The organism is Vibrio sp. R-1 (assembly GCF_035615595.1).
Classification (GTDB): Bacteria; Pseudomonadota; Gammaproteobacteria; order Enterobacterales; family Vibrionaceae; genus Vibrio; species Vibrio cholerae.
In genome coordinates this window covers 1-25,134 of the sequence record NZ_WPDC01000030.1, presented here as the reverse complement: position 1 = coordinate 25,134, position 25,134 = coordinate 1, and the positions used below count along the sequence as shown (strand labels likewise).

The 25,134-nt window shown below is 46.9% G+C and carries 20 protein-coding genes and 1 tRNA gene; 10 read left to right on the top strand and 11 right to left on the bottom strand.

All coding sequences use genetic code 11. From position 1 onward, the window contains the following. Positions 1 to 37: 37 nt before the first annotated feature. Complete coding sequence (tsaD, locus tag GOU96_RS08675; protein ID WP_267782045.1) at positions 38 to 1,057, bottom strand: tRNA (adenosine(37)-N6)-threonylcarbamoyltransferase complex transferase subunit TsaD; 1,020 nt, start codon at positions 1,055 to 1,057, stop codon at positions 38 to 40. Between the two features lie 240 nt (positions 1,058 to 1,297). Here tsaD and rpsU point away from each other — a divergent pair, with 240 nt between their 5' ends. The 7 genes from rpsU (at position 1,298) to GOU96_RS08640 (ending at position 9,600) form a co-directional block, all read left to right on the top strand. Then, a complete protein-coding gene (gene rpsU, locus GOU96_RS08670) occupies positions 1,298 to 1,513 on the top strand; it encodes a 30S ribosomal protein S21 (RefSeq protein WP_001145625.1) in 216 nt (71 codons plus the stop codon). 29 nt (positions 1,514 to 1,542) lie between these two features. Beyond that, positions 1,543 to 1,986, top strand: a complete 444-nt coding sequence (locus tag GOU96_RS08665; protein WP_001173892.1) for a GatB/YqeY domain-containing protein — start codon at positions 1,543 to 1,545, stop codon at positions 1,984 to 1,986. A gap of 89 nt (positions 1,987 to 2,075) precedes the next feature. After that, on the top strand, positions 2,076 to 3,839 hold the full coding sequence (dnaG, locus tag GOU96_RS08660) for a DNA primase (protein ID WP_000907207.1): 1,764 nt from the start codon (positions 2,076 to 2,078) through the stop codon (positions 3,837 to 3,839). A 98-nt stretch (positions 3,840 to 3,937) separates the two neighbouring features. After that, complete coding sequence (gene rpoD, locus GOU96_RS08655; RefSeq protein ID WP_000372618.1) at positions 3,938 to 5,815, top strand: RNA polymerase sigma factor RpoD; 1,878 nt, start codon at positions 3,938 to 3,940, stop codon at positions 5,813 to 5,815. A gap of 144 nt (positions 5,816 to 5,959) precedes the next feature. Then, positions 5,960 to 6,035: transfer RNA gene (locus GOU96_RS08650), tRNA-Ile, on the top strand. A 468-nt stretch (positions 6,036 to 6,503) separates the two neighbouring features. Further along, positions 6,504 to 8,264 (top strand): lysophospholipid acyltransferase family protein, encoded by a 1,761-nt coding sequence (locus tag GOU96_RS08645; protein WP_000953506.1) that lies wholly within the window; start codon positions 6,504 to 6,506, stop codon positions 8,262 to 8,264. Positions 8,265 to 8,520: 256 nt separating this feature from the next. Next, the gene (locus tag GOU96_RS08640) at positions 8,521 to 9,600 is read left to right on the top strand and encodes a TRAP transporter substrate-binding protein (protein ID WP_113628455.1); all 1,080 of its coding nucleotides are present in this window, start codon (positions 8,521 to 8,523) and stop codon (positions 9,598 to 9,600) included. A gap of 60 nt (positions 9,601 to 9,660) precedes the next feature. Here the strand turns inward: GOU96_RS08640 and glmS are convergent, their stop codons facing one another. Both glmS and GOU96_RS08630 read right to left on the bottom strand, forming a co-directional pair. Next, positions 9,661 to 11,493: a glutamine--fructose-6-phosphate transaminase (isomerizing) gene (glmS, locus tag GOU96_RS08635; protein ID WP_174499843.1), complete on the bottom strand. Its 1,833-nt coding sequence runs from the start codon at positions 11,491 to 11,493 to the stop codon at positions 9,661 to 9,663. 61 nt (positions 11,494 to 11,554) lie between these two features. Then, positions 11,555 to 12,325: a DeoR/GlpR family DNA-binding transcription regulator gene (locus GOU96_RS08630; RefSeq protein WP_001908200.1), complete on the bottom strand. Its 771-nt coding sequence runs from the start codon at positions 12,323 to 12,325 to the stop codon at positions 11,555 to 11,557. 427 nt (positions 12,326 to 12,752) lie between these two features. Between GOU96_RS08630 and pykF the strand changes: the two genes are divergently transcribed. Beyond that, positions 12,753 to 14,165: a pyruvate kinase PykF gene (gene pykF, locus GOU96_RS08625; RefSeq protein ID WP_000751457.1), complete on the top strand. Its 1,413-nt coding sequence runs from the start codon at positions 12,753 to 12,755 to the stop codon at positions 14,163 to 14,165. Positions 14,166 to 14,237: 72 nt separating this feature from the next. Here the strand turns inward: pykF and GOU96_RS08620 are convergent, their stop codons facing one another. The 3 genes from GOU96_RS08620 to GOU96_RS08610 all read right to left on the bottom strand — a co-directional run bounded on the left by GOU96_RS08620 (position 14,238) and on the right by GOU96_RS08610 (position 16,392). Further along, positions 14,238 to 14,369, bottom strand: coding sequence for a hypothetical protein (locus GOU96_RS08620; protein WP_000931888.1), 132 nt, complete (start codon positions 14,367 to 14,369; stop codon positions 14,238 to 14,240). 330 nt (positions 14,370 to 14,699) lie between these two features. After that, positions 14,700 to 15,395, bottom strand: coding sequence for an oxidative stress defense protein (locus GOU96_RS08615; protein ID WP_000764703.1), 696 nt, complete (start codon positions 15,393 to 15,395; stop codon positions 14,700 to 14,702). Positions 15,396 to 15,495: 100 nt separating this feature from the next. Beyond that, positions 15,496 to 16,392, bottom strand: a complete 897-nt coding sequence (locus GOU96_RS08610) for a LysR family transcriptional regulator ArgP (protein ID WP_001214483.1) — start codon at positions 16,390 to 16,392, stop codon at positions 15,496 to 15,498. Positions 16,393 to 16,556: 164 nt separating this feature from the next. Between GOU96_RS08610 and GOU96_RS08605 the strand changes: the two genes are divergently transcribed. Then, a complete protein-coding gene (locus GOU96_RS08605; protein WP_258501530.1) occupies positions 16,557 to 17,192 on the top strand; it encodes a LysE/ArgO family amino acid transporter in 636 nt (211 codons plus the stop codon). A gap of 63 nt (positions 17,193 to 17,255) precedes the next feature. Here GOU96_RS08605 and mscS read toward each other — a convergent pair whose 3' ends face one another. The 5 genes from mscS to GOU96_RS08580 form a co-directional block, all read right to left on the bottom strand. Next, a complete protein-coding gene (gene mscS / locus GOU96_RS08600; protein ID WP_000896749.1) occupies positions 17,256 to 18,119 on the bottom strand; it encodes a small-conductance mechanosensitive channel MscS in 864 nt (287 codons plus the stop codon). Positions 18,120 to 18,414: 295 nt separating this feature from the next. After that, a complete protein-coding gene (gene fbaA, locus GOU96_RS08595) occupies positions 18,415 to 19,491 on the bottom strand; it encodes a class II fructose-bisphosphate aldolase (RefSeq protein WP_000034368.1) in 1,077 nt (358 codons plus the stop codon). 155 nt (positions 19,492 to 19,646) lie between these two features. Beyond that, on the bottom strand, positions 19,647 to 20,810 hold the full coding sequence (locus GOU96_RS08590; protein ID WP_000111267.1) for a phosphoglycerate kinase: 1,164 nt from the start codon (positions 20,808 to 20,810) through the stop codon (positions 19,647 to 19,649). 148 nt (positions 20,811 to 20,958) lie between these two features. Next, positions 20,959 to 21,984, bottom strand: a complete 1,026-nt coding sequence (epd, locus tag GOU96_RS08585; RefSeq protein WP_000946626.1) for an erythrose-4-phosphate dehydrogenase — start codon at positions 21,982 to 21,984, stop codon at positions 20,959 to 20,961. A 151-nt stretch (positions 21,985 to 22,135) separates the two neighbouring features. Then, on the bottom strand, positions 22,136 to 24,094 hold the full coding sequence (locus GOU96_RS08580; protein WP_057555846.1) for a ligand-gated channel protein: 1,959 nt from the start codon (positions 24,092 to 24,094) through the stop codon (positions 22,136 to 22,138). A gap of 144 nt (positions 24,095 to 24,238) precedes the next feature. Here GOU96_RS08580 and GOU96_RS08575 point away from each other — a divergent pair. Then, the coding region (locus GOU96_RS08575; RefSeq protein ID WP_001153531.1) for a LysR family transcriptional regulator at positions 24,239 to 25,134 on the top strand (896 nt) is incomplete at its 3' end.

Below are 25,134 nucleotides of genomic sequence, written 5' to 3'. Positions count from 1 at the left end.
CCACTAGCACGACCGTTTCAATACCATTTCGTCGTACTTATTTCTGAATTGACGTTAACTCATCAATCGGCCAACGCGGGCGAGCTTGCAAGCCAAGTTCACACACATCACCATTTTTCAAACGTTGCATGCCCGCATAAGCGATCATCGCTCCGTTATCGGTACAAAATTCAGTACGTGGGTAATACACTTCGCCACCGATTTTTTTCGCGAGTTTTTCCAAATCAGCACGCAACTGCTTGTTGGCACTCACACCACCCGCAATCACCACACGCTTAAGTCCCGTCTCCTCCAATGCGCGTTTACATTTAATGACTAAAGTGTCACACACGGCCTCTTGGAAGGCGTAAGCAATATCCGCACGGGTCTGTTCATCGTCGCCATTTGCAGCAATGGTATTGGCAGTAAAGGTTTTTAAACCGGAAAAGCTCATATCGAGCCCCGGCCTGTCCGTCATAGGACGGGGAAATTTAAAGCGTCCCGGAGTCCCTTTTTCTGCCAGCTTGGCCAATAACGGGCCACCTGGATAATCCAATCCCATCAATTTGGCCGTTTTATCAAAGGCTTCGCCAGCCGCATCATCGATAGACTCACCTAAAATGCGGTATTCACCAATGTTTTTCACTTCCACCAATATGGTGTGGCCGCCCGATACCAGCAAAGCGACAAACGGAAACGGCGGCGGGTTCTCTTCCAGCATCGGAGCAAGAAGATGCCCTTCCATGTGATGAACCGGCACCGCTGGCACATTCCAAGCGTACGCTAAACTGCGCCCAATCGTAGCGCCAACCAAGAGCGCCCCAACCAAACCGGGGCCTGCGGTAAAAGCCACACCGTCTAAATCTTGCGGCGTCACGTTTGCCTCTGCCATCGCCGCTTTGATGAGTGGGATGGTTTTTTTTACATGATCACGCGAAGCCAGCTCAGGCACCACACCACCATAATCGGCATGCAGTTTGACCTGACTGTAAAGCTTATGAGACAGCAGTCCTTTTTCGTCATCGTAAATCGCGATACCCGTTTCGTCACAAGAGGTTTCAATACCAATAATGCGCATAGTTTTCTCAGCACGCTGCCATCTAAAATCAAATATGGCGTCATGTTACCTCGCCTTGGCGCGACAAACAAACCTTGTCCAGAATGTAAGCGACAAAGTGCTTTACAAAGGAAGGACGATCGGATTAAAATTCCGCACCATTTTGATCTGGCTGGTTATCGACTTGGCGCACAAGGGTTCTTGCTGCTCTGGTCATCAAAATATCAGCATTAACGAATTAACCCCCGAGGTGAAAGGCATATGCCAGTAGTTAAAGTACGTGAAAACGAACCGTTCGACGTAGCTCTGCGTCGTTTCAAACGCTCTTGCGAAAAAGCAGGTATCCTTTCTGAAGTGCGCCGTCGTGAGCACTACGAAAAGCCAACTACCGTTCGCAAACGCGCTAAAGCAGCTGCTCAAAAGCGTCACGCTAAGAAGCTAGCTCGCGAAAACGCACGTCGCGTTCGTCTGTACTAATAACAGCTTCCTAAACTAAGGAATTTGTTATGGCTCTGATTGAGAATCTCAAAGAAGAGCAAAAACTAGCGATGAAAGCCAAGGATAAACCACGCCTTGGCGCTATCCGTTTAGTGTTGGCCGCTATTAAACAACGTGAAGTCGATGAACAGATCACTCTGAGCGATGACGACATTGTTGCAGTGCTGACCAAGATGGTGAAACAGCGTCGCGACTCTGTAAGCCAATACGAAGCAGCAGGTCGTCAAGACTTGGCTGATGCGGAAAAAGCAGAGATCACCGTACTTGAGGAGTTTATGCCTCAACCTCTGAGCGATGATGAAGTGAAGGCCCTGATTGACAGCGCAATCACTGAATCAGCCGCCGCAGGCATGCAAGACATGGGTAAGGTGATGGCTGTACTTAAACCGCATATTCAAGGGCGTGCAGACATGGGTAAAGTGAGCGGTTTGGTCCGCGCTAAACTGGCTTAATCCCAACCCAATTACAGCAAGCCGTGCAATCCTTTGGAAAGCACGGCTTGTTTGTATTTGACCCTATCTTTCGGTGCATGCAAAGATTTATGGCAGGACACATCCCCCGCAGTTTTATTGATGACCTCCTTGCTCGACTCGATATTGTCGACGTTATTGACGCACGCGTAAAACTGAAGAAAAAAGGCAAAAACTACAGCGCCTGCTGCCCTTTCCATAACGAAAAAACCCCTTCATTCAGTGTCAGTCAGGAAAAACAGTTCTATCACTGCTTCGGCTGTGGTGCTCATGGCAATGCCATCGATTTTGTCATGGAATATGAACGCATGGAGTTTCCTGAGGCCATTGAAGAGCTGGCTTCGACCATAGGTCTTGAAGTTCAGCGTGAAGAAAGAACGCCTTCCAGCCCCTTTGCGAAAAATACGCCAGCCGTCAAAAGTGAAGATAAGCGCAGCCTGTATGACTTGATGGGCAGCATCGCCCAGTTTTATCGTCAGCAGCTTAAAGTTCCCGCCAATAAGCATGCGATTGAATACTTAAAAAATCGTGGTTTATCTGGAGAAATCGTCCAGAAATTTGGCATTGGATACATAGCGGATGAATGGGATCTTGTACGGCGCAATTTTGGTCAGCAGCGCAGCAGTGAAGATATGCTTGTCACCGCAGGTATGCTGATTGAAAACGATAACGGTCGCCGATATGACCGCTTTCGCGGACGAGTCATGTTTCCAATTCGCGATCGTCGTGGTCGAGTCATTGGTTTTGGTGGCCGTATTACCGATCAAGGCACACCGAAATACCTCAACTCGCCTGAAACCCCGATTTTCCATAAAGGCAAAGAGCTGTACGGATTATATGAAGTTCTACAAGCCTATCGAGAGCCACCACAAATTTTAGTCGTGGAAGGCTATATGGATGTTGTGGCGCTCGCTCAATATGGTGTCGATTACTCTGTAGCCTCTCTGGGCACCTCAACCACAGGCGATCACTTACAACTGCTGTTTCGCCAAACTAACCATGTCATCTGTTGTTATGACGGTGACCGAGCAGGGCGAGATGCCGCATGGCGCGCATTAGAAAATGCGCTCAGCTACCTCAAAAGCGGCAATATCTTAAAGTTTCTGTTTCTGCCGGACGGTGAAGATCCCGATAGCTACGTGCGTAAATACGGCAAAGCCGATTTTGAACAACAGGTTGCCAATGCCACACCACTGTCGCAGTACTTATTTGAGAACTTGATTGAACTGCACCAAATTAACTTGGGTAGCCATGAAGGTAAATCGGCACTGCGCGCCGTTGCAACACCACTTATCGACAAAATTCCGGATCCATTTTTACAAGAGGTCCTAGAGAAATTACTCGATGAACGGACAGGTTTTGATCACCAACTGCGCCGTAAAAAAGCACGTAAGACAGAAAATCGACCCGCACCACATAAAGCAATAAAACGGACACCCATGCGTGATGTTATCGCGCTCTTGATACAAAATCCGAGCTATGCTGAATTGGTACCAGACCTAGCGAGCGTGCGTCATTTGATGATCCCCGGTCTCGATACCTTCAGTGAAGTACTTGAGAAATGTCGTCAATATCCCCATATCACTACGGGTCAATTACTCGAACATTGGCGAGACTCAAAAAATGAGACACTTCTGTCTCGTCTGGCAAGTTGGGAAATTCCCCTTGTCGAAGACAATCAAGAAGAACTATTTTTAGACTCATTGGACAAAATTCTTGCCCAGTGCGTAGAAAAACAAATTGAAAATTTGCAGGCCAAAGAGCGAAGTGTCGGTTTATCAACCGAAGAGAAAAGAGAGCTACAAGACTTGATCTTAAAAGGCTTGAAAGCGTAACTCTGTTGAGATAGTCAGCAAAGAATAAATTTGTTAGTATACGTGGTTTGCATTGCGCATACTTATTCCTTCACCAGATACGAAGTTGGATACCGTCTATGGATCAAAATCCGCAGTCACAGCTTAAACAACTTGTCCTTCGCGGCAAGGAACAGGGCTATCTGACCTACGCCGAAGTAAATGACCACTTGCCTGCTGAAATCGTTGATTCAGAGCAGGTGGAAGATATTATTCAGATGATTAATGACATGGGCATTAAGGTCGTGGAAACCGCACCTGATGCCGATGATCTTGCCCTCAGCGATGATACCACCATCACTGACGAAGACGCTGCCGAAGCAGCCGCCGCGGCACTTTCTAGCGTAGAGAGTGAGATTGGCCGCACCACCGACCCTGTGCGTATGTATATGCGTGAGATGGGTACGGTTGAGCTTTTGACACGTGAAGGTGAAATCGATATTGCCAAGCGCATTGAAGATGGTATTAACCAAGTTCAAAGTGCGATTGCCGAGTATCCTGGAACCATCCCTTACATTCTTGAGCAGTTTGATCGTGTTCAGGCCGAAGAGTTACGTCTCACTGACCTAATTTCAGGCTTCGTTGATCCTAACGACATGGAAACCGAAGCGCCAACCGCGACTCACATCGGTTCTGAGCTTTCTGAAGCGGATCTCGCGGATGAAGATGATGCTGTCGTCGAAGATGAAGACGAAGATGAAGACGAAGATGGCGACGGTGAAAGCAGCGACAGCGAAGAAGAAGTCGGTATCGACCCTGAACTGGCTCGTGAGAAATTCAATGAACTGCGCGGTAAGTTCCAAAACCTGCAATTAGCGGTTAATGAATTTGGTCGTGACAGTCATCAAGCTTCTGAAGCGTCAGACTTAGTGCTGGATATCTTCCGTGAATTCCGCCTAACACCAAAGCAATTCGACCACTTGGTTGAAACTCTGCGCACTTCAATGGATCGTGTTCGCACCCAAGAACGCTTGGTGATGAAAGCGGTAGTTGAAGTCGCGAAGATGCCGAAGAAATCGTTCATCGCCCTATTTACAGGCAATGAATCGAATGAAGAGTGGCTGGATAAAGTCCTTGCTTCTGACAAGCCTTACGTAGCGAAAGTCCGTGAGCAAGAAGAAGAGATCCGCCGTTCAATTCAGAAACTACAAATGATCGAGCAAGAGACATCACTGTCTGTTGAACGCATCAAAGACATCAGCCGTCGTATGTCAATCGGTGAGGCGAAAGCTCGCCGTGCGAAGAAAGAGATGGTTGAAGCAAACTTACGTCTGGTAATTTCGATTGCTAAGAAATACACCAACCGTGGTCTGCAATTCTTGGATCTGATCCAAGAAGGTAACATCGGTTTGATGAAAGCCGTCGATAAGTTTGAATACCGTCGTGGTTATAAATTCTCAACCTATGCGACTTGGTGGATCCGTCAGGCAATCACTCGTTCTATTGCTGACCAAGCACGTACGATTCGTATTCCAGTACACATGATCGAGACGATCAATAAACTGAATCGCATTTCGCGCCAAATGCTGCAAGAGATGGGTCGTGAGCCACTTCCTGAAGAATTGGCAGAACGCATGCAAATGCCAGAAGACAAAATCCGCAAAGTGCTGAAAATTGCCAAAGAGCCCATCTCCATGGAAACACCGATTGGTGATGATGAAGATTCGCATCTGGGTGATTTTATCGAGGATACCACCCTCGAGCTGCCACTGGATTCTGCGACCGCAACCAGCCTTAAAGCTGCCACTCGCGATGTATTAGCAGGCCTAACACCTCGTGAAGCGAAAGTGCTACGTATGCGTTTCGGTATCGATATGAATACCGACCATACTCTGGAAGAAGTGGGCAAGCAGTTTGATGTAACTCGTGAACGTATTCGTCAGATTGAAGCAAAAGCACTGCGTAAACTGCGTCATCCAAGCCGCTCAGAAGTTCTGCGCAGCTTCTTGGATGAATAATTCAAGTTGGTTATGAACTGAAAAAGGTGAGCTGAGCTCACCTTTTCTTTTTTATACAAGCTAAGTGAATAAATTGTAAGCACTATTCAACCCGCTTTGGCTAGACACACCTAACCCCTTCCAATATAATCTGACACCTAATTTGGCCCCTTAGCTCAGTGGTTAGAGCAGGCGACTCATAATCGCTTGGTCCCCAGTTCGAACCTGGGAGGGGCCACCAGATTCCAGAAGGTTAGTATGCCTAGTGCTTACTAACCTTTTTTGTACCTGACGAATTTGGGTCAGACAATGGGTCAAGTAAGCTTATCCTTAACGTTTCTGAACGGTTTAAGACGGCACTCTAACCCACCATTTTATGCTCTAGAAATGGCAACGGGAGCATAAGCTCCCGTCTATTCCAGATCAGCAAATCAAAGGTGTAATGTTGTTTTGATTAGTTGCGTTTTACCCGCCTAAACAAACTAGCATTAAAATTCCTCGTGCATCACACTTTTTGTACAAATTGTGAGCAAATTGACTTATTTATGAAATTGTCACATAAATTTCAGCCTATTTTCACTGCCTATCACCAGATACCTTGCGGTGACTGTTCAAGGATATTCCGCGCAACAAAAAGCTCATCAGACTGTCGCGATTTTGCAATATGTAGCCTCTAGCCTCTTGGTAAACCATCACATAAGAGGTTGCTATGCTTTCTACTTCTCCATTTGTTCTGCCACGAAAAACCCCATTTGGTTTAGGTGAACACTTAGCGGAATGGGCAACAGGACTGAAACGTCTCAATCAATTCTATGCTCAACGCCCAGCAAGCGGTGATACTCAAGCGTTTTTGCGCTTTACCTTGGATGTTCTTGGTATCGATTATCAAGTAGTACGCGGCAAGCTCACACATGTTCCAGCTCAAGGGGCAACTATCGTGGTCGCTAACCATCCTTTAGGCTGCGTTGAAGGGGTGATTTTGGCTGAGCTGCTGCTTTGCGTTCGCTCAGATGTAAAAATTCTCGCCAATCAGTATCTAAAGCTGGTGCCCGAGCTTGCCTCACTGTTTATCGGCGTCGATGTGTTTGAAGGCGCTGATGCCGCAAAAGCGAATCTGCATGCCCTTCGTCAAGCGCATAAGCACCTTGAGCAAGGTGGGTTACTGCTGATGTTTCCTGCTGGGGAGGTCTCCCAATTGGTTGACAGCAAGCAAGGTCGTTTGGAAGACAAAGAGTGGAGCCAATCGGTCAGCCGCCTCGTTAAAAAACATCAAGCGCATACGGTCCCAGTTTATATTGATGGCCATAACTCAACCCCTTTTTACCTTGCAGGAAAAATTCACCCTATGCTGCGCACCTTGATGTTGGGGCGCGAGCTGCTCAATAAGCAGCATACTCAAATTGGTATCGCGATTGGTGAGGGGATTTCACACAGCGAAGTACAGCATCTTTGTGATCAACAGTTGGTCAATTATCTGCGCCTCAATACCTATCTTTTGCAATCTTCTCCCGTGCGCAACAAGACCGCCAGTGATCGATCCTTGCCTCCCGTTGCAGAGCGCCTTCCATTAGCCGATCTGCTCGAAGATATCGCGCAGTTGCCTTACGCCGACCATATGCTGCGCCATAACCAATTTGATGTGTATTGCACCACAGCGGATAACATTCCTTCGTTGATGCATGAAATTGGCCGCATTCGCGAGTTGAATTTCCGTGAGGTGGGCGAAGGAACGGGCTGTGCGCTGGATATTGATCGATTTGATCGCGATTACCTTCACCTATTCATTTGGGATAGAGAGAAAAATCAGCTGGTGGGCGCATACCGTTTAGGGCTCGTTGATAAGCTTATTGAGCACAAGGGGATCAGCGGCCTCTACTCCAGTACCCTATTTCATTATGATCAACGTTTCCTCAATAACATGGGCAATGCGATTGAAATGGGGCGTTCGGTGATTGACAGCCAATATCAAAAAAGCATGGCGGCCCTGCTTTTGCTTTGGAAAGGCATTGGTACTTATGTCGAACGCCACCCACAATATACCCACCTTTTTGGCCCTGTGAGTATCAGCAACGATTACAGTGAACAAGCCAGACGTTTACTCGCCGATACCATGACTCTGCACTATTACGATAGTGAACAAGCCGAGTTAGTGATGGCCACCAACCCTCTACCTACTGGCCAAGCACAATGGAATGCCAGCCTTTTGACGTCACTTGCCGACTTGCAACTCCTGTCACGAGTAATAGCTCGGATCGATGAAGGAAAGGGAATTCCGGTGCTACTACGCCAGTATCTAGGATTAAACGGAAAGCTGGTGAGCTTTAATGTGGATCCTGCCTTCAATAACGCACTAGATGGCTTGATCGTGGTTGATCTTCGCAATGTACCCACAAAAACCTTAGCGCGTTACATGGGGCAATCTGAAGCTCTGCGCTATCTTGCCACCCACCAATATTTCAGCGATATCTAACCCATCACGCCAAGGTGCTTCATCTTGGCGTGACCCATCAAACATTTCTTGAATCAAAATAAAATGCTACCGAGTCAAAATTTCCTCTCAATATCGCCAGTTTGATACTGACTAGTCATGGGTATCATGCTTCATTTACGTGCAAAGTTAGTATTTCAGACTAAAACACTCCTCCCCTTCTGCCACCCTTGATGATTGACTCTTTTTTCAGCAACTTAGACTCTACAGCTTCAATAACGATAACAATGAGGAAGTTATGTCAATCACAACCTATTTAAATAAAAGCCGCATCATGCTGGCCCTTGTCCTGAGCACGGTTTTAGGAACCGCGCAGGCCAACGAACCACCCGTTTATAAACTGACGCTTGCCGAAACGTGGGGGACGAATACTCCTATCCTCGGCGATGCACCAAAAAACATGGCGAAATTGGCCGCTGAAATGTCCAATGGCCGCATTCAAATCCGTATCGACTCGGCCAACAAACACAAAGCCCCACTGGGTGTGTTTGATATGGTGAAATCCGGTCAATACGATCTTGGTCACTCCAGCTCTTATTATTGGAAAGGCAAGGTTCCGAATACCCTCTTTTTCTCTTCGATGCCGTTTGGCATGATCGCAACTGAGCAATACGCTTGGTTCTATTATGGCGGCGGGATGCCGTTGATGGAGAAGGTGTACGCGCCGCATAACCTCTTGTCGTTTCCGGGCGGTAACTCAGATATTCAAATGGGCGGATGGTTTAAAAAAGAGATCAACAGCGTTGACGATCTGCAAGGGCTGAAAATGCGTATTCCGGGATTTGCGGGTGAAGTGTTGGCAAAACTTGGCGCGAAACCGACGAACATTGCACCGGGAGAGCTTTATACCTCGCTAGAACGCGGCACCATCGACGCACTGGAATGGGTTGGCCCAGCCTTTGATCTGCGCATGGGTTTTCATAAAATCGCCCCTTACTATTACACCGCATGGCATGAACCGGGCTCAGAAACGCAATTTTTAGTCAATAAGAAGAAGTGGGATACGCTACCAAAAGACATCCAAGTGATTTTAGAAACCGCTTTCCGTGTCGCCGCTTTCGATATGTACAACCAAGCGATCGATGCGAATGCGACAAGCTGGGCAGCGATGAAAAGTGAGTACCCAGACATCAAAGTTCGTGACTTTCCACCCGCAGTACTTGCCGCGCTACGCCAAGCCAACAATGAGCTTCTGCAAGAGCAGGCAGCAAGCGATCCGCTCGCTAAAGAGATCATCGACTCTCAGCAGGCATACTTAACCAAAGTGCGTGATTGGACTCGGATCTCGACACAAGCGTATTTAAATACCAATCCTTAATGGCAATGCGCTGGATAAACAAAGGGCTACCCTCTGGTAGCCCTTTGATTTATTGAACATTTACTCGACAGTTACCGCTTTAGCAAGGTTACGAGGCTGGTCAACATCGGTACCTTTGATTAAAGCCACATGGTAAGAGAGCAGTTGCATTGGGATGGTGTAATAAATCGGAGCCACAATCTCGCTAACATGCGGCATCGCAATGATTTTCATCGTCTCATCCGCTTCAAAGCCCGCCACTTCATCGGCAAATACGTACAGTAAACCACCGCGCGCGCGCACTTCTTCAATATTGGATTTAAGCTTTTCTAACAGTTCATTGCTTGGTGCAACCACAACCACTGGCATATCCGCATCAATTAACGCCAATGGGCCATGCTTTAGCTCGCCCGCTGCATAGGCTTCTGCGTGGATGTAAGAGATCTCTTTCAGTTTAAGAGAGGCCTCTACCGCAATCGGGTAGTACTCACCGCGCCCCAAGAAGAGGGTGTGATGCTTATCGGCAAAGTCTTCCGCGAGCGTTTCGATCTGTTTTTCAAACGACAATGCGGTTTCAATCTGCTTCGGCAGTTGATGCAATGCGTGTACGATATCAGCTTCTAACTCGCGACCAATGCGCTGTTGCTGCTTACCAAGTGCAGTCACCAGCATCAACAATGTAACTAGCTGAGTAGTAAAGGCTTTGGTTGAAGCCACACCAATCTCAGTGCCTGCGCGAGTCATAAAGGCGAAATCCGATTCACGCACGAGAGAGGAGCCCGCAACGTTACAAATCGTCATCGCCGCCATGTAGCCTTTCTCTTTCGCTAAACGTAGCGCGGCTAAGGTATCTGCCGTTTCACCAGACTGAGATAAAGTGATCAGTAGGCTATTGGGGCGCGTGACAAATTTGCGATAGCGGAATTCAGACGCGATTTCGACATCACAACTCACACCCGCTAACGATTCAAACCAGTAACGTGCCGTCATCCCTGCATTATAAGAGGTACCGCAGGCGACGATCTGTACATGTTCCACTTTTGCCAAAATCTCTGCCGCGTGCACACCAATGCTTTCCACCACCACGCTGTCATGGGTAATACGCCCTTCCATGGTGTTGATCAGCGCCTTTGGCTGCTCGAAAATCTCTTTTTGCATGTAGTGGCGGTAGTGACCTTTGTCCGCAGCATCATGTTCTAGATTGGATTCGCTGATTTCACGTTGTACGGGTTGCCCCAGAGCATCAAATACGCGCACATCACGACGAGTCATTTCCGCCACATCCCCCTCTTCCAGATACATAAAGCGGCGTGTGACGTTAAGTAGCGCGAGTTGGTCTGACGCGAGGAAGTTTTCACCGATACCAAAACCAATCACAATTGGGCTACCTGAGCGAGCGACCACTAAGCGCGAAGGGTCGTTACGATCCATCACCACAGTGCCGTAAGCTCCTGTAAGCTGTTTAACGGTGGTTTGCACCGCTTCTAGTAAAGACGAAGCACTGCGCAATTCCCACTCCACTAAATGAGCAATGACTTCAGTATCCGTTTGTGAAGTAAACACATAACCACGCTCTTGCAGCATAGTACGCAGCATTTCGTGGTTTTCGATAATGCCGTTGTGTACCACCGTAATGTCACCAGAAAGATGGGGGTGAGCATTGATCTCAGAAGGCTCACCATGCGTTGCCCAACGGGTATGCGCGATACCTGTGCCGCCCGCGACTTGCGCCGCTTCAACCGCATCCGCCAACTCTTGTACTTTACCCAAACGGCGTAAACGCGTGAGCTGCTTATCGCTATCCACGACAGCTAGGCCCGCAGAGTCATAGCCGCGGTATTCAAGACGGCGTAGGCCTTGTACTAAAATTTCAGCAACATCGCGTTGTGCAACCGCACCAACAATTCCACACATAGTTAAACTCCATATTTTTATACTGTCGCGCCCTGACTTAATAAGTCGCGCTAAGAGATTTTTATTTCACGGTTGCACGGATCACGCGCACTTGGTGAGATTCAATTTGTTTGGCAAATTCGTCACTCAATTCATGATCTGTGACTAAGACATCAATGCTGTCCCAGCTCAGCTCTAAGTTCGGAATTTTGCGGCCCACTTTGTCTGACTCAATCATCACGATCACTTCACGCGAGACTTCAGCCATCACTTTGCTAAGCCCAACCAGCTCATTGAACGTGGTCGTCCCCCGGTCAAGATCGATGCCATCAGCACCGATAAACAGCTGGTCAAAATCGTAAGAGCGCAGTACCGATTCTGCGACTTTGCCTTGGAAGGATTCAGAATGGGTATCCCAAGTACCGCCAGTCATCAGCAGTGTGGGTTCATTTTCTAATTCATTGAGTGCATTCGCGACATGCAATGAGTTGGTCATCACGACCAGCCCTCGCTTGTCATTCAGTTGCTGAATTAACGCCGCCGTGGTGCTGCCACTATCAATCACAATCCGATTATGATCACGGATTAGTTTCGCTGCAGCTTTAGCCAGAGAAATCTTTCGAACTGAAACTTTTTCATTCAATTCATCGTGCATCACTTCTTTCGGTAATGCGATAGCACCACCATAGCGACGCAGCAATTGGCCATTTTTTTCAAGAGAAGCTAAGTCTTTGCGAATAGTCACTTCTGATGTTTCAAACTGAGAAGAGAGAGCCTCAACACTCACCTCACCTTGTTCATTAACCAGCTTAACTATTGTGTGCCTTCTCAGTTGTGTATTTCGTTTCGACATTATAAAACACAATAAAAGTTACGAATCGAAACGAAGTATAGTTAAAACGAAATAAATAAGTCCATTTATTTCGATCCAAAAAATTAATATTTCACGCTAAAACCTTGTCCTAAGACAATTCTTAGACAGTGATATTACTGTCATTCAATGGTAGAATTCGGCCTCGAAAAGAAAAAAAATTACAGAATTGAGTAAAAATAACGCCCATAGCCCGCGCCATACTGCCGCTAACTGGCGATTTTTCTGAAATTTTTGATCAAACAGTCAGTCATAAAATGACTAAATCTGTTGAAAGACTTTCAGTTTTGGAGTGCTGTGAACTCGTGAGCTAGACTTGGCAATTGACGAAATAAAGTTGCTACCGCCGAGAACACTTCAAAACCACCACCAACTTCAAAATCATTTTGTTTATCGGAGAAACTCTTCCATGAAAAAGACCAAAATCGTATGTACGATTGGCCCAAAAACTGAGTCTGTAGAGAAACTGACTGAGCTTGTAAACGCTGGCATGAATGTTATGCGTCTCAACTTCTCTCACGGTGACTACGTTGAGCACGGCACTCGTATCACTAACTTCCGTAAAGTGATGGAAGTGACCGGTAAACAACTGGCGATCCTACTGGATACTAAAGGCCCAGAGATCCGTACTATCAAGCTGGAAAACGGTGACGATGTGGATCTGGTCGCAGGCCAAGAGTTCACTTTCACAACTGACACAAAAGTTGTTGGTAACAAAGAGCGCGTAGCAGTCACTTACTCTGGTTTTGCAAAAGACCTGAACGTGGGCAACCGTATTCTGGTTGACGACGGTCTTATCGAGATGGAAGTACTGGCGACCACAGACACTGAAGTGAAGTGTAAAGTTCTGAACAACGGCGCTCTGGGTGAAAACAAAGGTGTTAACCTGCCAGGTGTTTCTGTCAATCTGCCAGCACTGTCTGAAAAAGACAAAAACGACCTGAAATTTGGTTGTGAGCAAGGCGTTGATTTCGTTGCTGCCTCTTTCATCCGTAAAGGTTCTGACGTGAAAGAAATCCGTGAAGTATTAGCTTCACACGGCGGTCAAAACATTCAAATCATCTCTAAAATCGAAAACCAAGAAGGCTTGGACAACTTCGATGAGATCCTTGAGCTGTCTGACGGCATCATGGTTGCACGTGGCGACCTAGGTGTAGAAATCCCAGCAGAAGAAGTTATCTTCGCTCAAAAGATGATGATCGAGAAATGTAACCGTGCACGTAAAGTGGTTATCACGGCGACGCAAATGCTGGATTCAATGATAAAGAACCCACGTCCAACTCGCGCAGAAGCGGGCGACGTTGCGAACGCGATCATGGATGGTACTGATGCTGTAATGCTTTCTGGCGAAACAGCAAAAGGTAAGTACCCAGTTGAAGCGGTGAAGATCATGGCGCAAATCGCTGAGCGTACTGATCCTGTACTGAAAGCAGAACTGGGTTCACGCCTAGACAGCCCACGTCTACGTATCACTGAAGCCGTATGTAAAGGTGCAGTAGACACCGCTGAGAAACTGGCAGCGCCACTGATCATCGTAGCAACTGAAGCGGGTAAATCTGCTCGTTCAGTTCGTAAGTACTTCCCAACGGCTAACATTATTGCAGTCACCACCAACAAGAAAACAGCAGCTCAGTTAGTGCTTTCTAAAGGTGTAACGCCAGTTGTGGTTGACGCGATTGACAACACTGACGCTTTCTACCACCTAGGTAAAGAGATTGCGCTGCAATCTGGCCTTGGCAAGAAAGGCGACATCGTAGTGATGGTTTCAGGCGCACTGGTTGCTTCTGGCACAACGAACACTGCATCAGTACACGTACTGTAATCGGACGAATGCGACGGCCTCGCCTCGCTGAAAACGATATAAAAAACGGAGCCCAATGGGCTCCGTTTTTTATTACCAACCGAAAAACTCTTTGTGATGAGTATTGAGCAAAAGCACCATAGGTAGAAAATAAAGTGCGCTGAGCTTAATGCCTAATACCAACAAACAGCCAATCGTTAGTCTGACCAGAAGATGATTCAACATACACTGCCTCTCAGTTGCTCAGTGTGTTTGATTCCCTATGCCTAAGCACCACAGAAAGTAACTGTCACTTTCTTTCAATCAATGAGCATTATTGATGAAAAGGTCAGCAGTTTACTTATTACCCAGTCTAGCTCAATAAATCAGCAATATTAGACTTTAGTCTAACTGTAATGAAAAAATGACAAACGGTCATTTTTAAAATCAATACAATAAGATAGAAAAAGCCGCCCATCTCGAAAAGCGGCTTTGTATAAAATATGAATAAAAATAAGCAAATAGGGGCGACTTTCGTCGCCCCCACTCTTCATCATTATGCTGACTTAACATTGGCTATGGTGCCAACTTATATACCACATCCACTCGATCACGAATCACCAAGGAAGACTCTTGATAGGTATCTGCCACATCCATTTTTTCGCTTAGATTCGCCGCTCGCATCATGATCGGCTCAACACTTGGCGTGTTGTAGTCTATCCGCCAAACGCCTTCTAAGCGGCGCTCAAATCCCTTAGCTAAAGACTGAGCTTTGAGCTTGGCATCTTCAATCGCCGCCATACGCGCTTGCTGCTGGTATTTCTCTTGATCACGCACCTTCAATTGAATGCTATTGACTTGATTGATACCAGACTCTAAGGCGATATCCAGATACTGATTCAGCTTACTCACCTCTTCGACCCTGACTGTAATCGAGCGAGATGCTTGATAGCCCACTAACTCTGGCTTGCCGTTTGCTGGATAGTGATATTGCGGGTTGATGTACAGATTTGAGCTCGAGATATTCTGCTGTGCGACACCGGATTTCACCAATTTTGAGGTGAATTCCGTTACCGCCTTATCCACTGCCGCTTTCGCTTGTTCCGCATTCATTGTCGATTCAACAACCTTCACGGAAAACTCCGCCATATCAGGTACAGCAGTCACTTCACCATAACCTGAAGTCGAAATATGTGGAAAATCCCATTCCTGTGCAAAGGTAGGGCTTGAAAGAACAGAGAGCAGTAAAACCACCGGTGCAAATAATTTCATCGTTTCGATCCTTAATGTCATCGACTGCCCACATCATAAGCGAAGCAGTGCATAGATTCAGTCTCTACGCATAAAAATCACACAACTTTGACTCGGTCAATTATTGGGGCAGTACGCTTTTCGCATAAGCGGTGATCGCTTCGCTAATTTCAAGTAAGACGCCCGTTTCAAGCTGCCAATGATGCCAAAAAATCGGATATGACAGCATAAAATCAGGCGTCATATTGATGAGAGCACCGCTTTCCAATTCCGAAATGATCTGCAAACGTGGGATCAAACAGTAAGCCGCGCCAGAAAGCGCTAAACGGACGAAAGCTTCTGAGCTGCCAACCGTGTGGTTGATGACTTTATCGCGTGGTACAGCAAAGTAATCCCATAAGAATTTATTGTGCAATTCGTCATATTGATCGTAAGACACCGCAGGCGCTTTGATTAATGAACGCGGGGTGACCCCCTTAGCAAAGTATTTTTGATAGAACTCTGGGCTTGCGACGCACAGATACTCCATCTGGCCTAAATACTCAGCGCTACACCCAGTGATCGGCTGCGGCTCCAAACTGATTGCACCGACCACTTCACCATTTTTGAGCTTATCGAGGGTACGTGACTCACCATAAATCACCAGATTCAATTCCACTTGGCGGCTTTTCATTACCTTATCCAGCGCCGGTAACAACCAAGTGGCTAGGCTATCTGCATTGGTCGCAATCGACATAGAAACCGGGCGAACGTGCTCTTGGTTCGTCAACTCCGGAACCAACTCTTGTTCGATTAAACAGACTCGGCGATAGAGCCCAAGCAACTTTTTGCCAACCAAGGTTGGCCTTGGTGGCTGCTCACGGATCAACACTGGCTGAGCTAAGTATTTTTCTAACTGTTTAATCCGTTGTGAGACAGCAGATTGGGAGATAAAGAGCTGCTCAGCCGCTCGTTCAAAACTGCCTTTACTCACCACACTATCTAGAGCTTCAATCCACCGATAATCCAGACCACGCATTGCTTTCCTTATCTATTTATTAGCCTTGTTAATATGATATTAAAATCATTAATTATACTTATCCACCTCAAATTATTATCTTGCTCAGCCTATCCCTTCGATCTGACGTTGCAACTTCAAATCGGAACGAAATCACACTCCAATCATGCGGTATGAGGTAAAAAATGAACTGGTGGATTCTGCTACAAGGATTCAGCTTGGGAGCGACCATGATTATTCCCATTGGTGCTCAAAATGCTTATGTATTAAATCAAGGGATTAAACGTCATCACCACTTAACCACCGCAGCCACTTGTGGGGTGCTGGATATGATTTTTATCACGCTGGGGATTTTTGGCGGTGGTGCTCTCATCTCGCAAAATACCAGCTTGTTAATTGGTGTCACTTTGGCTGGAATTATTTTTCTGTGTGGTTATGGGTTTCTTTCTTTGCGTGCTGCGCTCAAACCGCCCCAAGCATCTGAATCCACGGCAAATCCGATGGTTGCAGGACGTAAAGCGGTCATTTTTGGTGCCTTTGCGGTCACTGTGTTTAACCCGCATCTCTATTTGGATACCGTGGTGATCTTAGGGTCAATCGGAGGCCAATTCCAAGGTGATGAGCGTATCTCATTTGCCATTGGTACCATTCTCGCCTCATTCGTGTGGTTTTTTACTCTTTCACTCGGAGCAGCAAAATTGAGCACCACACTCTCTAAACCTAGAGTCAGACAAGTGATTGATATGGCAGTCGCCGCGATGATGTTCATTATTGCCTTCGCGTTGACTAAGAACTTATATCTCAATCACTGGTTAAATTAAGCTATTACCGACAAAAAAGCGGAGTAAACACTCCGCTCTGGTATTTTATATATAGCAAAACCATTAATTGATTTTGTTCAGATGCACATCCATTTGTGGGAATGGAATTTCGATACCGTTGGCATCCAGCGCTTCTTTGATCGCTTGCATTGAATCAAAGTACACCGCCCAATAGTCCGAAGTTTTACACCATGGACGAACCACAAAGTTGATTGATGAATCCGCCAGCGTCAGCACACCAATTGTCATATCTGGATCTTTGAGGATACGAGGATCTTTTTCCAGCGTCTCACGCAGAACACGTTTGGTTTTCTGCAGATCAGACTTGTAAGAAACCCCAATCACCATGTCGACACGACGCGTTTCGTGACGTGAATAGTTAGTAATAGCGCCGCCAATGACCGCCGAGTTTGGTACCACAACCATTTTATTATCTGGGCTTTTCAGGACAGTTTGGAAAATTTGGATAGAATCAACCGAGCCGGCGACGCCACCAATTTCCACATAATCACCGGATTTGAATGGGCGGAATGCCACAATCAGTACACCGGCTGCAAAATTAGACAGCGAACCCTGTAGAGCCAAACCAACGGCCAGACCCGCAGCACCAATCACAGCGACAACCGACGCAGTTTGCACACCAATACGGCTCAACGCTGCAATCAGAACAATGATGAACAATGTATAACGAACAAGACCGTGGATAAACTCCACGACAGCCTTATCCATCTCTTTCTTTTTCAATACATTCGCCACACTACCTGCAACCCCTTTAACCACAAGGTTACCGATAAATAGGATCAGAATAGCGGAAATCACATTCACGCCGTACTGAATCAAAAGATCCGAATTATTGGTTAACCAAGTATTCACTTGGTTAAAACTTTCGACGATAGGCACTTCAACACCAATCGATTCACCAGCCATAGTGTATTCCTCTTACAAGTAATCAAAAAATTAGCGGAAATAATGAGAAATGATAAACATCCCACTCAAATAAACCACCAAAAGTCAGAATTTTGGCAAAATAGCGCATACTTAACGCTTCGCAAAGTCAAAGTTTGGTAAATAATGACAAAACAGAAGGTTACGTAATATTTGCTACGCTCCCGTTACAGGTTAAACAATATTCGATCTCTCTGCTACCCATCCCACTGAGACTGCATAAAAAAGAAACCCGCACTTGGCGGGTTTCTTCATTCAATCGAATTCGAAATACGAATTACAGTACGTCGATCGCGTTCAGATCAGAGAACGCTTTCTCTAGACGAGCAACCATGGCTGCTTGACCAGCACGTAGCCATACGCGTGGATCGTAGTACTTCTTGTTCGGTGCATCTTCACCGGTTGGGTTGCCGATTTGACCTTGCAGGTAGTCATGGTTTTTCGCTTCGTATTGACGAATACCATCCCATGTTGCCCACTGAGTATCAGTATCGATGTTCATTTTGATCACGCCGTAAGAGATTGACTCACGGATTTCTTCCAGAGAAGAACCTGAACCGCCGTGGAATACGAAGTTCAGAGAGTTTTCTGGCAGACCAAACTTCTCAGAAACGTATTTTTGAGAATCACGTAGGATAGTTGGCGTCAGAACCACGTTACCTGGCTTGTAAACGCCGTGTACGTTACCGAAAGAAGCCGCGATAGTGAAACGGTGGCTGATTGCGTTCAGTTTCTCGTAAGCGTATGCCACGTCTTCTGGAGAAGTGTACAGCTCAGAAGAATCCATATCTGAGTTATCAACGCCGTCTTCTTCACCGCCAGTACAACCCAGTTCGATCTCCAGAGTCATGTTCATTTTCGCCATGCGCTCTAGGTATTTTGCAGAGATCTCGATGTTCTCTTCCAGAGACTCTTCAGACAGGTCAATCATGTGTGAAGAGAACAGTGGTTTGCCGGTTTCTGCGAAGTGTTTTTCACCCGCGTCTAGCAGACCGTCGATCCAAGGTAGTAGGTTTTTCGCTGCGTGGTCAGTGTGCAGAATCACTGGAACGCCGTAAGCTTCCGCTACAGTGTGAACGTATTTCGCACCCGCGATCGCGCCCAGAATTTGTGCTTGTTGACCTTCAAGTTTCAGACCTTTACCAGCAAAGAATGCTGCGCCGCCGTTAGAGAACTGCACGATAACAGGCGCTTTCACTTTTGCTGCTGCTTCTAGAACGCCGTTTACAGAGTCAGTACCTACACAGTTTACTGCTGGAAGTGCAAAGCCATTTTGTTTCGCTACTTCAAAAACTTTCTGTACGTCATCACCAGAGATAACACCAGGTTTTACAAAATCAAAGATCTTAGACATGGATGGAATCCTATTTTCTGTCGTTTTAAAAAATAAAAACGGTAAGTTTCAATTCTTGCAAACGTTTGCTCACCAATCGCGGCATTCTACCAAACAAATGCTCGCCGTGCAGCAAACAAGAAAGCGGGAGTCTTCCCCCCGCTCTCATTCGATTATTACGCTTTAGCGCGTGCTTCCAGCATTTCTACCGCAGGCAGTTTTTTGCCTTCAACGAACTCAAGGAACGCGCCGCCACCAGTAGAGATGTAAGAAACATCGGCTTTGATGCCAAACTTGTCGATCGCCGCTAGCGTGTCACCGCCACCAGCAACAGAGAAGCCTTCTGATTGTGCGATCGCTTCTGCGATACCACGAGTACCCGCTTCAAAGTTCTTGAATTCGAATACGCCTACTGGGCCGTTCCACAGGATAGTTTTCGCGTTTTTCAGGATCTCAGCCAGTTCAGCCGTTGAGTTTGGACCCAAGTCGAAAATCATGTCGTCATCTTGAACTTCAGAAACGTGTTTGATTTCGGCTTCTGCGTTCTCATCGAAAGCTTTGGCACAAGCTACGTCAGTCGCCACAGGAATCGCACACTCTTCCATCAGTTTTTTCGCTGTTTCAACAAGGTCAGCTTCATACAGAGACTTACCTACGTTGTGACCCGCTGCAGCGATGAAAGTGTTCGCAATACCACCGCCAACCACCAGTTGGTCAGCAATTTTTGACAGTGACTCAAGTACAGTCAGTTTAGTAGAAACTTTTGAACCACCAACGATAGCCACCATTGGACGAGCTGGTTTGTCCATTGCTTTGCCTAGCGCTTCAAGTTCGTCAGCCAGTAGAGGACCTGCACAAGCGATAGGAGCAAACATGCCAACGCCGTGAGTAGAAGCTTGAGCACGGTGCGCAGTACCAAACGCATCCATCACGAATACGTCACACAGTGCTGCGTATTTCTTAGACAGTGCTTCTTCGTTTTTCTTTTCGCCTTTGTTGAAGCGAACGTTTTCCAGAACAACCAGTTCACCTGCGTTCAGTTCAACGCCGTCTAGGTAATCTTTTACTAGGCGAACTTCGCAATCGAGAGCATCGTTCAGGTAGTTAACCACAGGCAGTAGAGAGAACTCTTCAGCGTACTCACCTTCCGTTGGACGACCTAGGTGAGAAGTGACCATTACTTTCGCACCCGCTTCCAAGCAGTGCTTAATGGTAGGTAGTGATGCAAGGATACGTGCATCAGAAGTCACTTTGCCGTCTTTTACTGGTACGTTCAGGTCAGCACGGATAAATACGCGTTTACCTGCAAGATCCAGGTCAATCATCTTGATTACAGACATGATTTGTCCTCTCAAACTATTTAAAGAAATGAAAATTCTGCAACTCGGCGACCCTGCCGAGTCGGTAAAATCTTAGCTGTTTACCGATATGGGGATGCGTCCTTCGGGTTTCAATGTTCAAACCTGATTTGAAGTGCATGCTTAGCCGCTACTGCGTGGCCTGCATTGCCAATGCGGTATCTAACATCCGGTTGGCAAAGCCCCATTCGTTATCACACCAAACGAGCATTTTTACTAACTGACCGTTACTGACTCTCGTTTGTGTCCCATCCACAATCGCGCTGTGCGGATCGTGGTTAAAATCGATGGAAACCAAAGGCGCTTCAGTATAGTCAACAATGCCACGTAATGTACACTGAGATGCGTTCACAATGGTTTGATTTACGTCATTAACTTTCACATTTGATTTAATTGTGACACTTAAATCCATCGCGGTCACATTTACTGTCGGTACACGCACCGAAATCGCTTCAAATTTGTTAGAAAATTTCGGAAATATTCTTTCAATACCTTTATGCAACTTAGTATCAACCGGAATGATCGATTGACTGGCCGCTCGTGTGCGTCGTAAGTCATTATGATACGCATCAATCACTTGTTGATCGTTCATCGAGGAATGGATGGTGGTGATGGTGCCAGAATCAATGCCGAATGCGTCATCCAATACCTTGATGATGGGCACAATGCAGTTGGTGGTACAAGAACCGTTAGAGACGATTTTATGCTCAGCAGTGAGCGTCTCATGATTCACGCCATAGATGATGGTGTTGTCGAGATCGCTAGCACCAGGATGGGAAAATAAAACTAACTTCGCGCCCGCATCAATATGTTGCTGACCATCCTCTTGGCAACCATACACACCTGTACAGTCGAGGACTAAATCCACGCCTAAATCACGCCAAGGTAAGAGAGGAATTTCCGAAAGATGCAGAATGCGGATTGAGTCATACTCACCATTTTGATGGTGAACATAGATATGCTGCTGATCATGGCTGATTTTTTTGCCAAAGCGACCGTGGCTAGTATCGTACTGCAGGAGGTGTGCCATCGCATCTGGCTTGGCAAGCTCGTTCACCGCAACCACTTGAATGCGGTCACGTTTACCACTTTCATACACTGCACGTAATACGTTACGCCCAATGCGCCCAAAGCCGTTAATTGCTACCCTCAGCATCGTATCTCGCCTATCGCTATCAGATTGGTTGGCAATAGTAACCGATACTCTAAGCTTTGGCACGGCGATCCTGTGCAATAAATGATTCCACCGCCGATCGCGAAACACACAGAGGATTGGCGCTGCCGCCAATCCTCTAAACCTCTAGCAATTAGAAGGCGATGTCTAAGCCCAACCAGTAGCGGCGGCCATCTTCTACATAGCCATACTCCGCGTAATTCACCTCTTGATCAAACAGGTTGTACACCGCAGCTTTAATCGTTGCGGTATCGGTGAGTGCGTAAGTCACGCCAGTATCGATAAAGGTGTAGCTTGGCGCGATGAAATCATCGTTCGACGCCCCACCTTCCGGCTGCATCTCCTTGCCACGATAGTTGAGGTTAGCCCAACTATTGAGGCGATCTGTGGTTTGCCAGCTCAAGTTGGCATTGAACAGATGTTTAGGTAACTGCAGTAGTGGACGGCCAGCAAAATTCCCTGATTTTTGCTCCGAATGGGTGTACGTGTAGCTAGACGATAACTCAACGCTTTCGGTGATCGGCAGACTTAACGTAGCTTCTGCACCATAGGTTTCCGCTTCATCAATATTCACACGATAAGTAGGAGCTGCACCCCATTGGTTGGGGCCGGCAGTACAAATATTCGCAGGGCAAGCGACGCGGGTGATTTTATCTTTAAAATCATTATGGAAAGCGGTTAACGATGCCGCCAGACCTGAGCCTGTGCTGTACATCAAACTCAGTTCTTTGTTAATCGAAGTTTCAGGCTGTAAATCCGGGTTGCCGTAAATATTACCGCCGCCACTAACTTGCCCCCAATCCGGCGTCACTTCACGTAATTGCGGTGCACGGAAGCCAGTAGAAACACCACCTTTTACTGTCCATAGAGGATCGAGATTCCATACGCCATACACACGTGGGCTGAAGTGGCTGCCGTAGTTTTTATCATGATCCAGACGGCCACCAAAGGTCAGGCGGAATTGCTCTGCGAGCGCCCATTCATCTTCAATGAATCCCGCCCATTGAGTGTTTGAGATATGCGTGCGAGATGAAATTTTGTTGGAGGTTTTATCCTCTAAACTTTCGTGTTTACCTTCCACACCAAAGCTCAACATGTGCTCACCAATAGGAGCCACTAACGTGGATTTGAACACAGTATTATCAATGCTCATCTCACGAGATTTATTGGTGTTCTCTTCATATTGCAGATAAGTATCAGACTGCCCAACATCCTGCCAATCCCCTTGGTGAGAGACGGCAACATGGTTGCGACGGTACTGGTTATCGGTATTGCTGCATGTACCTCGGCATCCGCTGGATTGCGCCGACTTGCCCACGTTATTTTCGCGATCTTGGGCTGATACACCGGCTTCCAGTTGCAGTTGATGATCTGGATTGAGCTGGTAGTTGAGCTTTGAGGTTAAGCTGCGCAGTGATTTATCGCCGTAACCATGCTCAATTTCGTCTTCATCGCGTTGCGTGGTTTGCCCGTAGACTTGCAGCGATAGAGCATCACTTAAAGGTCCTGTTACGAAGAAATTAGCGCTTTGTTCATCGCCTGAGGCGCGATTTTCTTGCACCACGGTCGATAGCTGCACATTGCCTGACCACTGCTGCTGATCTTTACGAGTGATGATGTTGATCACACCGCCAATCGCATCCGAGCCGTACAGCGTAGACATCGGGCCGCGGATCACTTCAATGCGCTCAATCGCTTGCAGTGGCGGTAACCAACCTTGCTCAATGCCCGGGCCGTCGCTGTTTGGACGGGTCTGACGTGAGGTTTGGCGCTTACCATCCACCAAGATAAGGGTATAGTTTGAACCCATACCACGAATGCTGATGTCGGTAGTATCGCCCCCTCCAGTGACTGTCACACCCGGTACGCTTTTTAGCGCATCGGTCACATCACGGTAATAGCGAGATTCCAGATCTTCTCTTGAAATCACACTGATACTGGCTGGCGCATTTTGAATCACTTGCGCGTATCCCGCCGCAGTGACCACCATGGTTTCATCCGTTTTCGTCGCGTCTTGAGCAAAAGCGCTAGCCGAAAACATTAAGCCTAGTGTCACAGATAAACTGACGGGGGATGGATTGAATCTGGACATTTACCACTCCTTTAAATGATAATTATTCTTAATTTCAGAAGCGGATTATTCATATATTCTGTACTGGAGATAGATCGACACATGGAATAGTTCGGTCCAAATATGGAACGTCTGTGGTAATTATTCTTTAAGGGTCAAATACCTATGCAAGATCTCAGCGCTGTAAAAGCCTTCCATGCGCTTTGCCAACATAAGAGCCTGACTGCCGCTGCCAAAGCGCTTGAACAGCCTAAATCCACCCTGAGTCGCCGTTTAGCGCAACTCGAAGAGGACTTGGGACAAAGCTTGTTGATGCGTCAAGGCAACCGCTTAACACTCACCAAAGCAGGAGAAGTGTTCGCGGTTTACTCGGAGCAGCTACTTGAACTGGCCAATAAAAGTCAGGAAGCGTTGCAAGAATTGAACAATCAAGTCACTGGCGAACTCACGCTGGTGGTGCACCCTAATTTGATCCGTGGCTGGCTCAGCCAAGTACTGGATGAGTTTATGCAGCAGCATTCGACATTGAAGATCCGGCTACTCAGCCAGTTTCAACACAGTGATGAGGTGTTTGAGCCCGATTTGATTATTTGGATTGAACACGCCGCCCCCATGGGTTATCGCAAAGAACGCTTAGGCTATTGGCGCTATGCCGCTTACGCCTCTCCAAAATATTTGGCCCATCGAGATAAACCAACCCATCCTCGTGAGCTGATTCATCACCCATGGATTGATTTTATTGCTTGTCGGCGCGCGGAACTTGAACTGTACCATCCAGAGTTCGGCAGTTATTCACTACCAGCACTAGAGAGTCGTTTACAAAGCGATAATCTTGCCATGCAAGCCGATGCGATTGCTAAAGGTCGTGGTATTGGCTTGCTTCCCACTTGGTTTGCCAATGGTTTTGAAACGGCACATCCGGGCAGCCTCATTCCTTGCGTCAACGGATGGCAATCACAGCCAACAGAAATCAACTGCTTCTATCCGCTCGGTCGTCATCCACTTCGGCTGCGCCTATTTATTGATGCGCTCCGCCAAGCAAGGCCCGATGAGTGGCAATA

What these genes read in the sequence shown, in the direction of transcription:
- tsaD (WP_267782045.1), bottom strand. Translation starts at nt 1,057, where the DNA reads ATGCGCATTATTGGTATTGAAACCTCTTGTGACGAAACGGGTATCGCG.
- rpsU (WP_001145625.1), top strand. Translation starts at nt 1,298, where the DNA reads ATGCCAGTAGTTAAAGTACGTGAAAACGAACCGTTCGACGTAGCTCTG.
- GOU96_RS08665 (WP_001173892.1), top strand. Translation starts at nt 1,543, where the DNA reads ATGGCTCTGATTGAGAATCTCAAAGAAGAGCAAAAACTAGCGATGAAA.
- dnaG (WP_000907207.1), top strand. Translation starts at nt 2,076, where the DNA reads ATGGCAGGACACATCCCCCGCAGTTTTATTGATGACCTCCTTGCTCGA.
- rpoD (WP_000372618.1), top strand. Translation starts at nt 3,938, where the DNA reads ATGGATCAAAATCCGCAGTCACAGCTTAAACAACTTGTCCTTCGCGGC.
- GOU96_RS08645 (WP_000953506.1), top strand. Translation starts at nt 6,504, where the DNA reads ATGCTTTCTACTTCTCCATTTGTTCTGCCACGAAAAACCCCATTTGGT.
- GOU96_RS08640 (WP_113628455.1), top strand. Translation starts at nt 8,521, where the DNA reads ATGTCAATCACAACCTATTTAAATAAAAGCCGCATCATGCTGGCCCTT.
- glmS (WP_174499843.1), bottom strand. Translation starts at nt 11,493, where the DNA reads ATGTGTGGAATTGTTGGTGCGGTTGCACAACGCGATGTTGCTGAAATT.
- GOU96_RS08630 (WP_001908200.1), bottom strand. Translation starts at nt 12,325, where the DNA reads ATGTCGAAACGAAATACACAACTGAGAAGGCACACAATAGTTAAGCTG.
- pykF (WP_000751457.1), top strand. Translation starts at nt 12,753, where the DNA reads ATGAAAAAGACCAAAATCGTATGTACGATTGGCCCAAAAACTGAGTCT.
- GOU96_RS08620 (WP_000931888.1), bottom strand. Translation starts at nt 14,369, where the DNA reads ATGTTGAATCATCTTCTGGTCAGACTAACGATTGGCTGTTTGTTGGTA.
- GOU96_RS08615 (WP_000764703.1), bottom strand. Translation starts at nt 15,395, where the DNA reads ATGAAATTATTTGCACCGGTGGTTTTACTGCTCTCTGTTCTTTCAAGC.
- GOU96_RS08610 (WP_001214483.1), bottom strand. Translation starts at nt 16,392, where the DNA reads ATGCGTGGTCTGGATTATCGGTGGATTGAAGCTCTAGATAGTGTGGTG.
- GOU96_RS08605 (WP_258501530.1), top strand. Translation starts at nt 16,557, where the DNA reads ATGAACTGGTGGATTCTGCTACAAGGATTCAGCTTGGGAGCGACCATG.
- mscS (WP_000896749.1), bottom strand. Translation starts at nt 18,119, where the DNA reads ATGGCTGGTGAATCGATTGGTGTTGAAGTGCCTATCGTCGAAAGTTTT.
- fbaA (WP_000034368.1), bottom strand. Translation starts at nt 19,491, where the DNA reads ATGTCTAAGATCTTTGATTTTGTAAAACCTGGTGTTATCTCTGGTGAT.
- GOU96_RS08590 (WP_000111267.1), bottom strand. Translation starts at nt 20,810, where the DNA reads ATGTCTGTAATCAAGATGATTGACCTGGATCTTGCAGGTAAACGCGTA.
- epd (WP_000946626.1), bottom strand. Translation starts at nt 21,984, where the DNA reads ATGCTGAGGGTAGCAATTAACGGCTTTGGGCGCATTGGGCGTAACGTA.
- GOU96_RS08580 (WP_057555846.1), bottom strand. Translation starts at nt 24,094, where the DNA reads ATGTCCAGATTCAATCCATCCCCCGTCAGTTTATCTGTGACACTAGGC.